General features: G+C 72.6%; 11 protein-coding genes. 5 read left to right on the top strand and 6 right to left on the bottom strand.

The annotated features are described in order from the left end of the window. Positions 1–26: 26 nt before the first annotated feature. From ABH940_RS18140 to kdpA, 4 genes are read left to right on the top strand one after another with little or no spacing between them, the layout of a single operon-like run. A complete protein-coding gene (locus ABH940_RS18140) occupies positions 27–116 on the top strand; it encodes a potassium-transporting ATPase subunit F (RefSeq protein WP_370065899.1) in 90 nt (29 codons plus the stop codon). Next, positions 116–2,329 carry a potassium-transporting ATPase subunit KdpB gene (gene kdpB / locus ABH940_RS18135; RefSeq protein ID WP_370105714.1) on the top strand — a complete coding sequence of 738 codons (2,214 nt, stop codon included), beginning with the start codon at positions 116–118 and terminating at the stop codon, positions 2,327–2,329. Before ABH940_RS18140 ends, kdpB begins: the two co-directional genes overlap by 1 nt. Positions 2,330–2,331: 2 nt before the next feature. After that, a complete protein-coding gene (locus tag ABH940_RS18130; protein ID WP_370105713.1) occupies positions 2,332–3,243 on the top strand; it encodes a potassium-transporting ATPase subunit C in 912 nt (303 codons plus the stop codon). Further along, positions 3,240–4,895, top strand: a complete 1,656-nt coding sequence (gene kdpA / locus ABH940_RS18125; protein WP_370105712.1) for a potassium-transporting ATPase subunit KdpA — start codon at positions 3,240–3,242, stop codon at positions 4,893–4,895. Before ABH940_RS18130 ends, kdpA begins: the two co-directional genes overlap by 4 nt. Positions 4,896–4,948: 53 nt before the next feature. On the opposite strand, the gene ABH940_RS18120 is transcribed toward kdpA, so the two are convergent. Then, positions 4,949–6,610: an APC family permease gene (locus tag ABH940_RS18120; protein ID WP_370105711.1), complete on the bottom strand. Its 1,662-nt coding sequence runs from the start codon at positions 6,608–6,610 to the stop codon at positions 4,949–4,951. A gap of 110 nt (positions 6,611–6,720) precedes the next feature. Here ABH940_RS18120 and ABH940_RS18115 point away from each other — a divergent pair, with 110 nt between their 5' ends. Next, a complete protein-coding gene (locus tag ABH940_RS18115) occupies positions 6,721–7,332 on the top strand; it encodes a TetR family transcriptional regulator C-terminal domain-containing protein (RefSeq protein WP_370065908.1) in 612 nt (203 codons plus the stop codon). A gap of 57 nt (positions 7,333–7,389) precedes the next feature. Here the strand turns inward: ABH940_RS18115 and ABH940_RS18110 are convergent, their stop codons facing one another. From ABH940_RS18110 to ABH940_RS18090, 5 genes are read right to left on the bottom strand one after another with little or no spacing between them, the layout of a single operon-like run. Beyond that, positions 7,390–8,160, bottom strand: coding sequence for an SDR family oxidoreductase (locus ABH940_RS18110; RefSeq protein ID WP_370105710.1), 771 nt, complete (start codon positions 8,158–8,160; stop codon positions 7,390–7,392). Between the two features lie 40 nt (positions 8,161–8,200). Further along, on the bottom strand, positions 8,201–10,300 hold the full coding sequence (locus ABH940_RS18105; RefSeq protein WP_370105709.1) for an acetate--CoA ligase family protein: 2,100 nt from the start codon (positions 10,298–10,300) through the stop codon (positions 8,201–8,203). Beyond that, the gene (locus tag ABH940_RS18100) at positions 10,297–11,487 is read right to left on the bottom strand and encodes a Glu/Leu/Phe/Val dehydrogenase dimerization domain-containing protein (protein ID WP_370105708.1); all 1,191 of its coding nucleotides are present in this window, start codon (positions 11,485–11,487) and stop codon (positions 10,297–10,299) included. Before ABH940_RS18100 ends, ABH940_RS18105 begins: the two co-directional genes overlap by 4 nt. Further along, the gene (locus tag ABH940_RS18095; RefSeq protein ID WP_370105707.1) at positions 11,484–13,109 is read right to left on the bottom strand and encodes a 5-guanidino-2-oxopentanoate decarboxylase; all 1,626 of its coding nucleotides are present in this window, start codon (positions 13,107–13,109) and stop codon (positions 11,484–11,486) included. Before ABH940_RS18095 ends, ABH940_RS18100 begins: the two co-directional genes overlap by 4 nt. Then, complete coding sequence (locus ABH940_RS18090; protein WP_370105706.1) at positions 13,109–14,266, bottom strand: acyl-CoA dehydrogenase family protein; 1,158 nt, start codon at positions 14,264–14,266, stop codon at positions 13,109–13,111. The genes ABH940_RS18095 and ABH940_RS18090 overlap by 1 nt, the downstream gene beginning before the upstream one ends. Positions 14,267–14,402: the final 136 nt, after the last annotated feature.

The raw sequence follows: 14,402 nt of genomic DNA, 5'->3' as shown, positions 1-14,402 counted from the left end.
CCCTCGCACCAACGAAAGCGTGAGCCGTGACCGCCGACAACGTGGTGGGCCTGCTGGTGGCAGCTGCCCTGGTGGCCTACCTGACAGCCGCCGTGAAGTACCCGGAGCGTTTCTGATGACCGCCGCCACCCGAACCCCCGCCCCGCCGGACGTGGCGCAGCCCGTCCGACCGCCCGACGCCGACCGGTCGCACCGCGTCGGCGGCGGTCTGCTGGACCCGAAGCAGCTCTGGCGCGGCCTGCCCGCCGCGCTCCGCAAGCTCGACCCGCGCACCCTCTACCGCAACCCGGTCATGTTCGTCACCGAGGTCGGTGCGGTACTGACGACCGGCTTGACGATCGCTCACTCCTCGCTCTTCGGTTGGCTGATCACCGGTTGGCTCTGGCTGACCGTCGTCTTCGCCAACCTGGCCGAGGCGGTCGCGGAGAGCCGCGGCAAGGCGCAGGCCGACTCGCTGCGCCGGACCAGGCGGCAGACCACCGCCCGCCGCCTGCTGGACTGGGCCCCCGAGCTCGGCACCGCCGTCGACGGCTGCCGGGCCGAGGAGGTCGCCGCCGCCGAACTGCGGCGCGGCGACGTCGTCGCGGTCGTGGCGGGCCAACTGGTGCCCGGCGACGGTGACGTGATCGCCGGTGTGGCGAGCGTCGACGAGTCCGCGATCACCGGTGAGTCCGCGCCCGTCATCCGCGAGTCCGGCGGCGACCGCTGTGCGGTGACCGGCGGGACGACCGTGCTGTCGGACGTGATCGTGGTGCGGATCAGCCAGGAGCCGGGCGAGAGCTTCCTGGACCGCATGATCACCCTCGTCGAGGGCGCCGACCGGCAGAAGACGCCGAACGAGCTGGCACTCAACCTGCTGCTGGTCATGCTGACCTTCGTCTTCCTGGTCGCGGTCGTCACGCTGCAGCCGATGGCGATCTTCTCCAAGCAGTACATGGGCGCCGCCCACGACACCGCCGCGCTGACCGGCGCCGGGGTGACCGGCGTCGTCCTGGTCTCGCTGCTGGTCTGCCTGATCCCGACCACCATCGGCGGCCTGCTCTCGGCGATCGGCATCGCCGGTATGGACCGGTTGGTGCAGCGCAACGTGCTGGCGATGTCCGGGCGCGCGGTCGAGGCGGCGGGCGACGTCTCCACGCTGCTGCTCGACAAGACCGGCACCATCACCTTCGGCAACCGGCGAGCCGCCGCGCTGCTGCCGGTCGGGTCCACCCCGCTCGGTCAACTCGCCGACGCGGCACGGCTCTCCAGCCTCGCGGACGAGACGCCCGAGGGCCGCTCGGTGGTCGAGTTCGTCGACGACGCGGGAATCGGCGGCTCAGGCACAGGGGGCCGGGTCGCCTCACCGCCCGACGCCGTCTGGGTGGCGTTCAGCGCCACCACCAGAATGTCCGGCGTCGACCTGCCGGACGGCCGACGGCTGCGCAAGGGCGCGGCGGCGGCCGTCGCCGCGTGGGTCGAGGAGCACGGGGGCGTCGTCCCGGAGGCCCTCGGCGCGCAGGTCGACCAGGTGTCCGCCGCCGGTGGCACGCCGCTGGCCGTTGCCGAGACCTGGTCCAATACGGCAGGCGGGGACGCTCGGCCCGCCCGCGTGCTCGGCGTGATCCACCTCAAGGACACCGTCAAGCCCGGTCTGGCCGCCCGCTTCGCGGAACTGCGCCGGATGGGCATCCGGACCGTGATGGTCACCGGCGACAACCCCGTCACCGCGCGGGCGATCGCCGAGGAGGCGGGCGTCGACGACTTCCTGGCCGAGGCGACGCCCGAGGCCAAGCTGGCGCTGATCAAGCGCGAGCAGGAGGGCGGCCACCTGATCGCCATGACCGGCGACGGCACCAACGACGCCCCGGCCCTGGCCCAGGCGGACGTCGGCGTGGCGATGAACACGGGGACGACCGCGGCCAAGGAGGCCGGGAACATGGTCGACCTCGACTCCGACCCCACCAAGATCATCGAGATTGTCGAGATCGGCAAGCAACTCCTCATCACCCGAGGCGCGTTGACGGCCTTCTCGATCGCCAACGACATCGCCAAGTACTTCGCGATCCTCCCGGCCATGTTCGGCGCGGTCTACCCGTCGCTGCGTGCGGTCAACATCATGCAGCTGCACTCGCCGACCTCGGCGATCCTCTCCGCAGTCATCTTCAACGCGGTGATCATCGTCGCGCTGATCCCGCTGGCCCTGCGCGGCGTGCGGTACCGGCCGAGCAGCGCCTCCGCGCTGCTGACCCGCAACCTGTGGATCTACGGCCTCGGCGGCGTGCTCGTGCCGTTCCTGGCCATCAAGCTCATCGACCTGACGATCGTCCAGCTCATCCCGGGGATCTGACCATGAACACCCTCTCCAGGCTGCCCTCGTGGGTGGCCCAACATCTCGTCGCGGCACGGGTGGTGCTGGCACTGACCCTGCTGCTCGGCCTCGCCTACCCGCTCGGCATGACCGCCGTCGCGCAGGTGCCCGGACTGCGCCACGCGGCCCAGGGCTCAGCGCTGGGTGGTCCCGGCAAGGCGGCTGACGCGAGCTCACTGATCGGGCAGAGCTTCAGCGACGCCAAGGGCGACCCGCTGCCGCAGTACTTCCAGCCGCGCCCGAGCGACGCCGGTGCGGCCGGCTACGACCCGACATCCTCCGGTGCGAGCAACCTCGGCTCGGAGAGCGTGGTCGACCACCTCTCCACCGGCAAGAACGACCCGGCCGTCTCCAGCCTGCTGAGCACGGTCTGTGCGCGCAGCCTGGCCGTCGGCCGGCTCGAACACGTCAGCGGCGCCCGGGCGTTCTGCACGCCGGACGGTGTCGGCGCGGTGCTCGGCGTCTACCGCGCGGACGGTCTGACCGGCACGGTGCAGCGCGCCGTCAGCCTCAACCAGGCCTGCCCGGAGAAGCCGTTCCTGACGAGGTACCAGGGCGTCACCGTCGAGTGCGCCAAGCCGGGGGAGGACTACAGCGGCGCGCTGGTCACCCCGATCCGCGGCGACGCGCCCGCCGACCCGGCCGTCCCCGCCGACGCGGTCACCGCGAGCGCCAGCGGCCTCGACCCCGACATCAGCCCCGCCTACGCGCACCTTCAGGCGGCGCGGGTCGCCCGCGTCCGACACCTGGAGCTCGCCACCGTGTTGCAGCTGATCAGCACCTACACCACCGGCCGCACCCTCGGGTTGCTCGGTGAGCCGGTGGTCGACGTGGTCGAGCTCAACCTGGCGCTGGACCGCTCCTACCCGCTGAACGGCGGTGCCTCCCGATGAGCCTCTACGGATGGATGCAGGCGCTGGCCGTCATCGCGGTCGTCGTCGCGCTGCACGTGCCGCTCGGCGACTGGATGGCCCGCGCCCTGGACGGCGGCGGCCACGGGCGCGCCGAACGCGTGCTCTACCGCTTCTGCGGTGTCGACCCCGACCGCGAGCAGGACTGGAAGCACTACCTGACCGCCGTCCTGGCGTTCTCGGCGATGAGCATCGCCGCGCTGTTCGCGCTCCTCACCTGCCAGCAGTGGCTGCCCTGGTCGCTCGGCCACGGTGGCATGCCGTGGCGGCTGGCGCTCGACACCGCCGTCAGCTTCACCACCAACACCAGCTGGCAGAACTACGCGGGTGAGGCCACCACCGGCCACCTGGTGGTCATGGCCGGGCTCGGCGTCCAGGCCTTCGCCTCGGCCGCGGTCGGCCTCTGCGTCGCGCTGGCGCTGGTCCGCGGCCTGGTTCGGCGCGGCACGGACGACCTGGGCAACTTCTGGGTGGACCTGGTCCGCACCTGCTTCCGGGTGCTGCTGCCGATCGCCGTCATCGGCGGCCTGGTGCTGATCGGCCTCGGCGTCGAGCAGAACCTGACGGGCGCGCACACCGTGCAGACGGTCGCGGGCGGCACGCAGACGCTGATCGGTGGTCCGGTCGGCTCCTGGGAGCCGGTCAAGCTCTTCTCCGGCGACGGCGGCGGCTTCTTCAACGCCAACAGCGCCCACCCCTTCGAGAACCCGAACGCACTGAGCAACGCGATCGAGATCGTGCTGATGCTGGTGGTCCCGGTCGCCTGCGTCCGGATGTTCGGCCGCATGATCGGCAGCCTGAAGCAGAGCTGGACGCTGCTGGCCATCGTCGGCATCCTCTTCGGCCTGCTCCTGGTCGGCGCGAGCCTGGCCCAGGGAGCCCACACCGGAACCGTCGCCCAGGCGGTCGGCGGGCAGACGGAGGGGACGGAGCAGCGGTTCGGCGTCTCCGGCAGCACGTTGTTCGGCGTCTCGGCGACGGGCTCGGCGGACGGCGCTGCGGACGCGTCGTACGACAGCTTCTCCAGCCTCGGCAGCGGCGTGCTGATGGCGGCGATGATGCTCGGCGAGATCGCGCCCGGCGGTGTCGGCAGCGGGCTCTACGGGTTGCTGATCGCGGTGCTGATCGCCGTCTTCATCGGCGGTCTGATGGTCGGTCGCACGCCGGAGTACCTGCGCAAGCGGATCGGCTTCGGTGAGATGCGGCAGGTGGTGCTGTATGCCCTGGTCGGGCCGACGGCGGTGTTGTTCTTCTCCGCGCTGGCCGTCGCCCTGCCGGAGGGGCGCTCGTCGATGGGCAACTCCGGGCCGCACGGCTTGAGTGAGTTGATCTACGCCTACACCAGCAACGTCAACAGCAACGGCAGCGCGATGGCGGGCTTCAACGGCGCCACGAACTTCCACAACCTGCTGATGTGCGCGGCGATGCTGGTCGGCAGGTATCTGCCGATGGTCTTCCTCCTGGCGTTGTCGGGTCGGCTGGCACGTCAGCGCCCCGGAGTGGTGACCGCGGGCACGCTGCGGGCGCAGGGGATCAACTTCATCGCTCTCGCGACGGGGGCGGCGCTGATCCTGGCGCTGCTCAACTTCCTGCCGGCGCTGTCGCTCGGGCCGATCGCGGAGGGGCTGCAGTAGGTGCGACACCTGGGGCGCGGAGCAGAGACCCGCGCCCCTGAGGTGTCGCAACGTCAGAGGCCCGGAACCAGATCCTCCGTGGCGGCGTCCGGCAGGAGCTCGCCGGACTCCGCGCCCGCGCCCGCGCCCGCGCCCGCGCGCTCAGCGCTCCGCCGCCGCGCGGGCGCGCCGCACGCGTAGAAGACCAGCCCGATGACCAGGAACAGGGCCAGCGGCACCACCTGGCTCAGCGTGTACTGCAGCCGCTGCTGCGCGAAGCTCGGCGGCAAGGACGCCGCGGCGGAGCCGCTCGTGCCGAACCAGCCGACGCCGAAGCCCGGCCAGATCAGGTCGACCACGGTGAAGGCGACCAGCCCCGTCGCGAGGATCGTCACCGCCCAGACGCCTGCCATGCCGCCAGGGACCCGGTACGGGCGCGGGGTTCGCGGATACTTGCGCCGCAGCACGACCAGGCTGGGGAAGGTGATCACGTAGGAGATGAACGTGGTGGAGATGGCCAGCCCCAGCCCCGCCGCGAAGTACTTCTCGCCGTTGCCCTGGGTCAGGTTGAGCGCGACCACCAGCAGGACGGACGCCAGCACCGCCGAGAGGACGTTGACCCGCACCGGGGTGCCGTAGCGCTCGGAGATGCTGCCGAACCAGGCCGGGCCCGCCCCGTCCGCGCAGGCGACGGCCTGGGCGCGGTGCGCGCCCATGGCCCAGGTGATGCCGCTGGTGAGCAGGCCGATGATGAGCCCCGCCGCCGCGATCCCGCCGAGGACGGAACCCGCTCCGGTCAGCGTGATCGTGCCGTCGGCGGCGACATGGCCGCCGTAGACGGTGAACACCGCCTTGCACGCGTCGATGAAGCCACCGAGGCCGCCGATCTCCTTGGCCGGAAGCACGAAGAGGATGCCCAGGATCGGGCCGCCGTAGAGGACCAGCGAGGCGAGCCCGGACCGCAGGATGGAGAGCGGGATGTCGCGCCGTGGGTTCTTCATCTCCTCGGCCGCCGAGCTGGGCAGCTCGAATCCGACGTAGTTGAAGATCAGCACGGGGACCAGGCCGACGAACCCGACGTAGGTGGGCGCGAACTGACCACTCGGCAGCGCGTGCACGCCGTGCTCGATCGCGTAGACGACGACGGAGACCAGGAAGAAGCCCAGCAGCACGATCCGGGCGACCGCCCCGGCGATGGGCACCCACTTGCCGACGCGGACCGACTGGACGACGGCGAACGCGCCGATCCAGATGAGGACGAGCCCGGCCGCGTACTTCCACAGGCCGGGCAGCGGGGTGAAGAACTGCTCCCAGGTGGTCAGCGCGATGATGCAGAGGCTGCCGCCGACCCAGACCGGGTTGGAGATCCAGTACAGGACCTGGTTGAGCCCGGCGGTGAACCGGCCGAAGGCCAGCCGGGTCCAGACGTACGGGCCGCCCTGGACCGGGAAGGCCGAGCCGAGTTCGGCGACCAGCAGGCCGTAGGGGAGGAAGAAGACGACGGCCAGGACCGCCATCCAACTGAGGCCCTGCGGGCCTTGGGCCGCGACCGAGCCGATGGTGTCGAGGCCGACGAGGGTGCAGATCAGGAAGAAGAGGACGTCGCGTCGGCGAAGGTCCTTGCGCAGTCGCGAGCGTTGTTCGCCCCAGCCTTCGGACAGGTCAGGGGTGGCGGACTGCGGGTGCTGGGGGGATGGGTGCAGGGGGGACCGTGGGGGCTGCGGTGCTTGGGTCATGGGGGGTGACTCCTCGCGCAACTGACTGAATGTGCAGTTAGTAGGGGTACTGTGGTGCCGCCGCGAGGCGGTGTCAAGAGTCTGAACAGGCAGCCGTATAAGGTGGCGCCGTGGCGAGAGTGCGTTTGAGCGTGGAGGAGCGGCGGGCGGAGATCCTGCGCGCCGCCGTCGAGCAGATCGGGCAGCGCGGCGTCGCGGCGGTCCGGGTCGCCGACGTGGCTGCCGCCCTGGGTGTCAGCAACGCGCTGATCATCTATCACTTCGCGACCAAGGAGAAGCTGGTCGCGGAGGCCTTCGCCTTCGCCGCCGAGGCCGACCTGGCCCGGCTGCGCGAGCTGCTCGGCCGGCGCGGCAGCGCCGTGCAGCGGCTCAGGGCCGCGGTGCGCTGGTACGCGCCGACAGGGCAGGCGAAGGGCTGGACGCTCTGGATCGAGGGCTGGGCGGTCTCGCTGCGCGAGGCCGGGCTCCGCGAGGTGGTGCAGCAGCTCGACCAGCAGTGGAAGGCGGCGCTGGCCGAGGTGATCGGCGAGGGGGCCGCGGCCGGCGAGTACGTCTGCGACGACCCGCAGGGCGCCGCCTGGCGGCTGACCGCCCTGCTGGACGGGCTGGCCGTGCAGATGACCGCCTACACGGGCTCGCTGTCACGCAAGGCGATGCTGGAGTGGGTCGACGACGCCCTCGCCCGAGAGCTCGGCGTGACGCGGGAGGCTCTCTCCCGCTGACGGCTGCCCCTCCTGTGCTCTGACGGTGCATCAGCGGCATCAGCGGCATCAGCGACATCAGCGGCCGTAGATCTGCTTGCCCAGCCACTGCCCGCCGTCGATGGTGAGGCACTCGCCGGTCAGGTACGAGGCCCGGTCGCCCAGTAGGAACAGCGCCGCGTCGGCGACCTCCGCCGGATCGGCGAAGCGGCCCGCCGGGACGGTTGCCAGGACCTGCGCGCGGGCGTTGTCGTCGGCCCACAGCGCCGCCCCCGCGCCCTCCGTCTCCGTCGGGCCGGGCGCGATGCAGTTGAGCCGGATCCCGAGCGGCGCGAGCTCGACGGCCAGGGTCCGCGTCATCGCCAGCACGCCCGCCTTGGCGGCGGCCGAGTGGACCGTGCCCGGATGGCCGTGCCAGGCGTAGGTGGCGATGACCGAGAGGATCGATCCGCCGGTGCCCTGCTCGCGCAACTGCCGTGCCACGGCCCGGGTGCAGAGGAACGAGCCGTTCAGGACGATGTCGATGACGGACTTCCAGCCGTTCGGGCTCAGGTCGATGCCGGGCGAGACGAAATTGCCCGCGGCGTTGTTCACCAGGCCGTCGACGGAGCCGAGGTGACAGACAGTCAAGTCGACCATGGCATCGACGGCGGCGGGGTCGCGGACGTCGGTGGGGACGGCGAGGCCTTCGGCGCCCTGCTTGGCGAGGAGCGCGACGGTCTCCTCCAGCCGCTCGGGGGTACGACCGGCGACGGCGACGCGGGCTCCGGCGTCGCCGAGCGCGAGGGCGATGGCGCGGCCGATGCCGCTGCCGCCGCCGGTGACGATGAACGTGCGATCCGTGAACACGGAGGTTGGTCCTTTCGAAGCTTCCGAGGTCTGCGGCGAATCAGCGGGCGAGCACGGCATGGGCGTCGAGGGCGACCGCGCCGCCCGGGTGGACGAGCAGCGGGTTGACCTCCAGCTCGCCCAGCTCGGGGTGGTCGACAGCGGCCTGCACGAGCGCGGTGACCGCCTCGGCCGCCGCGTCCAGGTCGACGGGCGGTGCGCCGCGCCAGCCGGTCAGCAGCGGGGCGTGGCGCAGCGAGAGCAGCAGTTCGCGTGCGGCGTCGCGGGTGAGCGGGGCCAGGGCGAGGGCGGTGTCGCCGAGCAGTTCGGCGGTGGTGCCGCCGATGCCGACCATGGCGACCGGCCCGAACGCGGCGTCGCGACGCACACCCGCGATCAGTTCGACCGCGTGCGGCACCCGGGCCATCGCCTCGACGGCGGAGCGGTCCGCCCCGGTGGCCGCCCGCATCCGGGCGAAGGCCGAGCGCAGCGCGTCCTCGTCGCGGAGATCCAGCGCGACGCCGCCCGCCTCGGTCTTGTGGGCCAGTCCCATCGCCTTGAGCGCGACCGGACCGCCGATCCGCCGCGCGGCCTCGACCGCCTCGTCGGCGGTGGCCACGAAGGCCGCCTCGGGGAAGGCGAGACCGTAGCCGCGCAGCAGCGCACGCGTCGACTCGTAGCCGCCGTCGGTGAGCACGTCGCCCGCTCGGGCCGGGAGTTCGGGGACGGAACCGGGCTTGAGCCGCGTCCACCGCAGCGCGTGGGCGAGCGTGGCGCAGGCCTGCTCGATGCGCTCGTGGACCGGGACGCCGTGCGCGCGCAGGACCGTCAGGGCCGGGGTGTCCCGGGCCATGGTGTGGACGACGAGCGGCCTGCCGGACGCGCGGACCGCCTCGGCCATCCGCCGGGCGACGGCGCACTCGTGGTCCTGCTGCTGCGGGTTGGCGCTGGCGTAGTCGCCGAAGTAGCCGGTCAGCAGGACGGCGTCCGTCTCGCCGCGCTCCAGCAGGGTGGTGACGATCCCGGCGTAGTTGTCGAGATCGGCCTCGCCCGCTCCGGCCAGGTCCACCGGGTTGGCGGGCACGACGCCCGCCGGCAGGTACGCGGCCAGCCCGGCGCACGCTTCGGCGGGCAGTGGCGGGACGCTGAGCCCGTGGACGGCGAGTGCGTCGGCGGCCAGCGCGCCCTGGCCGCCGCTGTCGCCCGCGACGGCCACCCGCGTGCCTCGCGGCAGCGCAGGGGAGAGCAACGCGACGGCGGTGTCGACGAGTTCACCGGCGCTGTCCAGCAGCAGCGCTCCCGCGTCCCGGCAGGCGGCGGCGACCGTCGAGCGGGCGCTGACCAGGGCGCCGGTGTGGGACGCTGCCGCGCGCCCGGACGCCTCGCTGCGGCCGACCGTCAGCAGCAGCACCGGTTTGCCCGCCCGTCGCGCCTCGGCCAGGACCCGAACCAGCCGCCTGCCGTCCCTGAAGTCCTCGATATAGGCGGTGATCACCCGGGTCGGCTCGTGGGCGACGAGCGCTTCGAGCGCGTCGGCGGCGTCGATGTCGCGCTGGTTGCCGAGCGAGACGAAGCGCGAGAAGCCCTGGTCCGAGCGGGCCAGCAGCCGTCCGATCTCCAGCGCGAGGTTGCCGCTCTGCGAGACCAGCCCGACCGCCCCGACCGGGAACTCGCCCCAGCTGAGCTGGAGTCGGCTGCCGGTGTCCACCACGCCCATGCAGTTCGGACCCAGCAGCCGCGCTCCGTGGGAGGTGATCAGCGCGGCCAGTTCGCGCTCCTCGGCGACGGTTGCGCCGCCTGAGGTCACCACAGTGAAGCAGCGGGCACCGGCCGCGAGGCCCTCGGCCACGGTGCCGTGGACGTGCGCGGGCGGCACGGCCACCACCACGTGCTCGGCCGGGCCGGGGAGCGCGCCGAGACTCGGCAGGAACGGCACGCCCTGCAGGCCGCCGCCGCGCCGGTTGACCAGATGGACCTCGCGGAGTTGACGACCCGTCAGCGCGCCCATGGCCAGCCAGTAACCCCACTTCTCCGGGTTCTCCGACGCGCCGACGACGGCGACCGAGCGCGGGGCGAAGAGCACGTCGAGCGTCGATGCGGCCTTGGCGGGAGATGCGGCCCCGGCGGGAGATGCAGCGCTGGTGGGAGGAGAAGCCGTCACCGGTACCACCCGAACCGGTCCGCCAGCTCCGGCAGCCGGTCGGCCACGATGGCGTGTGCGGCGCGGCGCGGGGTGCTGCCGTCGGCGTCGGCGCGGGCGAGCATCAGCTCGATCAGGGCGCGCATCGAGCGGCGGATATGGGCGAACGCCTCGTCGGCTTCCGCGCCTATGTCGCCGAAGAGGGTCCACCACCACCAGGCGTTGGTACCGGAGTTGACGACCACGTCGGGCAGCGTGGTGACACCGCGTGCGGCCAGCAGCTGCTCCGCCTCGGGCAGCACCGGCATGTTGGCCGCCTCGACGATCCAACGGGCCTTGATCCGCTGCTGGTTGGCCGCGTCGACGCAGTACGAGACGGCGGCCGGGACCAGCACCTCCGCGTCCGCCGCGAGCCAGGCGTCGCCCGGCAGTTCGGCGTCGCCCGGACGCAGGGCGGCGCGGTCGACCGTGCCGAAGGCGTCGCGGGCGGCGAGCAGCGCCTCGACGTCGAGACCGTCGGGGTTGGCGAGGGTCCCCTTGACGTCCGCGACGGCGACGATCCGCAGCCCCGCGCGGGCGAGGAACCGGGTGGTGGCCCCGCCCATCGTCCCCAGGCCCTGCACGGACACCCGCGTCCCCGCGTAGGGCACGCCCGCGCGGTCCAGGGCGACCAGCACGGCCTCGGCGACGCCGCAGCCGCCCGCCAGTTCGTCCAGCCCGATGCCGTCCACCTCGACGGCGAAGGCGTCCGCCAGCCGCTTGCGGGCGGTGGCCTCGTCGTCGAGCAGCGGGTAGACGGCCTGGATGGAGGAGACCAAGCCCGCCTCCGCCGCGGCCCGGTCGACGACGTCCTGACGCAGGCCCAGATCCTCGCCGGTGGTCCAACAGCTCTCGACGTACGGGCGCATGGCGCGCAGATAGCGGACCAGCACGCCGTACGCCTCGGGGTCCTGCGGGTCGCAGTCGATGCCGCCCTTGGCGCCGCCGAGCGGGATGTAGCGGGCCTCGGGGTTGTAGTGGAGGGCCTCCTTCATCGTCATGCCCTGGGCGAGGCCGGTCACCTCCTCCAGCGTGCAGCCCGCGCGCATCCGCAGCCCGCCGCTGGACACCCCGCGCACCAGGCGGTCGACGACGAGATAGCCGCGGCGGCCGGTGACGTGGTCGGTCCAGGTGATCGACATCAGCGGTGTCGACGGTGTTCCGCTCATCGGTCTGCCTCCTCGGGAACGCTTTCGGAAACGGCTTCGGGAACGGTGATGACGGTGGGTCCGGGGGTGGTGAGCGCCGCACGCAGCGCGGCGGCCAGCTCGTCCGGCGTGGTGACCCGGGCGCCGTGGCCGCCGTAGGCGCGGGCGAGCGCGGGGAGGTCCACGGACGGCAGGTCGACGCCGACCGGGGCGTCCCCGCGCGCGGTCATCTCGTCGCGGATCTCGCCGTAGCCGCCGTTGTCGAAGACCACGACGGGCAGCGGCAGCCCCAGCTGGGTGGCCGTGCCGAGCTCCTGGACGCTGAACTGCAGTCCGCCGTCCCCGCTCAGCGCGACGACCTGACGCTCCGGGCAGGCGGCCTTGGCCCCGATCGCGGCCGGGAGCGCGTAGCCGAGCGTGCCGAAGCCGGTCGGGTGCAGGTAGCGGCCGGGCGGGTCGACGGGCAGGTGGGGGAGCGCGCCGTAGTAGCAGGCCTGCGCGCTGTCGGAGGTGATCACGGCGTCGGGAGCCAGTACGGAGCGGATCACCGTGAGGAACGGCAGCCAGCGGGCGTCCCGGCTCGCGGACTCCGGGTCCCGTGCCGCGCGCAGCTGCGCGACCGCGGCGGGGGTGTCGTCGCCGGGGCACTGCGCCACGGCGGCCAGCAGGTCGCGCAGCACCTCGCCCGCGTCGCCGACCAGGGCGAGGTCCGCGGGTAGGCCCGCGTACATCTGCGCGGGGTCGAGGTCCACCCGGATCAGCGTGCCGTTCAGGGTGAGCGGGCCGGACCACAGGTCGGATTCGGCCAGCTCGGTCCCGACGGCCAGGACGACGTCACGGTCCGTCAGCCACTTCTGCACGGCCGGGCTGTGCAGCGCCACGCCGAGCGAGAGCGGATGCGACTCCGGGACGACGCCCTTGCCGTTGGCGGACGTCACGACGGGCGCACCCAGCCGCTTCGCCAGGGCGCGGGCGGCATCGCTCGCGCCGCGTGCCCCGCCGCCCAGGATCAGCGCCGGTCGTCGGGCCGCGCCGAGCACGGCCGCCGCCTCGGCGACGGCCTGCGGAGCGGGCCGGGGGAACGCGGTCCAAGGAGCGACGCGCGGTTCGCCCGCAGGCTCGGCGGTCTCCAGCAGGTCCAGCGGGATCTCGATATGCACGGGCCGGGGCCGCCCGCTTTGGAACAGGGTGAACGCACGCGCCACCGCCACGCCGATCTCCGCGACCGAGGAGACCCGGTGGCTGAACGCGGCGATGTGCCGGAACGCCTCGGTCTGGCTGGGCATTTCGTGCAGCAGGCCGGTCGACTGCCGGGGGTGCCGCAGCGGCATCCCGGGGGAGATCACCAGCAGCGGCACGCTGTCGGAGTACGCCTGCCCGACGGCGGCGGCGATGTTCAGCAGCGCAGGCCCGGTCGTGGTGACGGCGACGCCTGGGCGTCCGGTGGTCCGGGCGTAGCCGTCGGCCGCGTAGCCGGCGCCCTGCTCGTGACGTGGCGTCAGATGCTGGATCCCGTAACGTCCGAGGTGCCGGTAGAGCTCCAGGTTGTGGGTGCCGGGGATGCCGAAGACCAGGTCGGTCCCGTGCGCGGCCAACGCCCGGACGACCGCCTCACCGCCTGTGATGTGGGATCGCTCTGCCATCACAGGCTCCGCGAGATGACGAGGCGCATGATGTCGGAGGTGCCCTCCTCGATCTCCTCCAGCTTGGCGTCGCGCATCCACTGCTCGACCGGGTACTCGCGCGAGTAGCCCCAGCCGCCGAGGGTCTGCACCGCCGCCCAGGTGCACCAGGCGGCGGTCTCCGAGGCGGTCAGTTTGGCCATCGCGGCCTCGGCCGTCGCGTCCAGGCCCGCGTCGAGGCGCTTGGCGGCGCGCCAGGTCATCAGCCGGGACTGGTCGATCCGCGTGCGCATGTCGGCGAGCCGGAACGCCACCGCCTGGTGCTCGATGATCGGCTTGCCGAACTGGACGCGGGTGCGCGCGTAGTCGCGGGCGTACTCGTAGGCGGCGCGCGCCACGCCGGTGGCCGCGGCGCCCAGGACGGTCCGGGAGATGTCGAAGGTCCGCATCAGCCCCTTGAAGCCCTGGCCCTCCGCGCCGAGCAGGTTCTCCTCGGGCACGAAGGCGTCGGCGAGGAAGACCTCCCGGCAGACGATGGCGCGCTGGCCCATCTTGCGCATCGGCTCGCCGAACGTCATCCCCTCGGTGCCCTTGTGCAGCAGGAAGGCGCTGACGCCGCGTGAGCGCGCGGCGGGGTCGGTCTTGGCGAAGACCACGTAGAAGTCGGCCTCGCCCGCGTTGGAGATCCACGCCTTCTGGCCGCGCAGCAGATACCCGCCGGTGGTGCGGGTGGCCGTGGTGGTGATGGATCCGGCGTCGGATCCGGCGCCGGGCTCGGTGGTGGCGAGGGATGTCATCGGGGTGTCGGGACCGGCGAGCGGGGTGAGCCAGATGCGCTTCTGCTCCTCGGTGCCGAGCTCCAGCACGAGGTCGGCGAAGAACCCGTTGGAGCAGAGCAGGTTTCCGATGCCGAGGTCCCCGACGCAGAGCTCCTCCTGCACCAGGCACTGCGAGAAGACGTCGGTGAACCCGCCGCCGCCGTACTCCTCGGGGAGCATGAAGCCGGTGATCCCGACCTTGGCCGCCGCCCGCCACAGGTCCCAGGGGGTCTGCGTGTCGGCCTCGTCGACCGCGCGGGCACGTGGGCGGATCTCCTCCTTGGCGAAGCTGCGGGTGAGTTCGACGATGTCGTTCTGCTCTGGGGTGAGCGGGCACAGCTCTACGGGCAGCACGGACACGGTGCCTCCAGGCGCGACGCGGACGCTTCCAACTGAATTGCCGTTCAGTATCCGGAGCCGGTAGAGGGGCTGTCAACGGTTCTACTGACTGAACCTACATTCAGTAACGCAGGAGAGCCGACCACCAGTGCGGGCG

It is taken from the genome of Streptacidiphilus sp. BW17 (assembly GCF_041262485.1).
GTDB lineage: Bacteria > Actinomycetota > Actinomycetes > Streptomycetales > Streptomycetaceae > Streptacidiphilus.
This window is presented reverse-complemented; position numbering and strand designations above follow the sequence as displayed.

Coding starts and splice junctions, on each gene's coding strand:
- kdpB (WP_370105714.1), top strand. CDS start 116: ATGACCGCCGCCACCCGAACCCCCGCCCCGCCGGACGTGGCGCAGCCC.
- ABH940_RS18130 (WP_370105713.1), top strand. CDS start 2,332: ATGAACACCCTCTCCAGGCTGCCCTCGTGGGTGGCCCAACATCTCGTC.
- kdpA (WP_370105712.1), top strand. CDS start 3,240: ATGAGCCTCTACGGATGGATGCAGGCGCTGGCCGTCATCGCGGTCGTC.
- ABH940_RS18120 (WP_370105711.1), bottom strand. CDS start 6,610: ATGACCCAAGCACCGCAGCCCCCACGGTCCCCCCTGCACCCATCCCCC.
- ABH940_RS18100 (WP_370105708.1), bottom strand. CDS start 11,487: ATGAGCGGAACACCGTCGACACCGCTGATGTCGATCACCTGGACCGAC.
- ABH940_RS18095 (WP_370105707.1), bottom strand. CDS start 13,109: ATGGCAGAGCGATCCCACATCACAGGCGGTGAGGCGGTCGTCCGGGCG.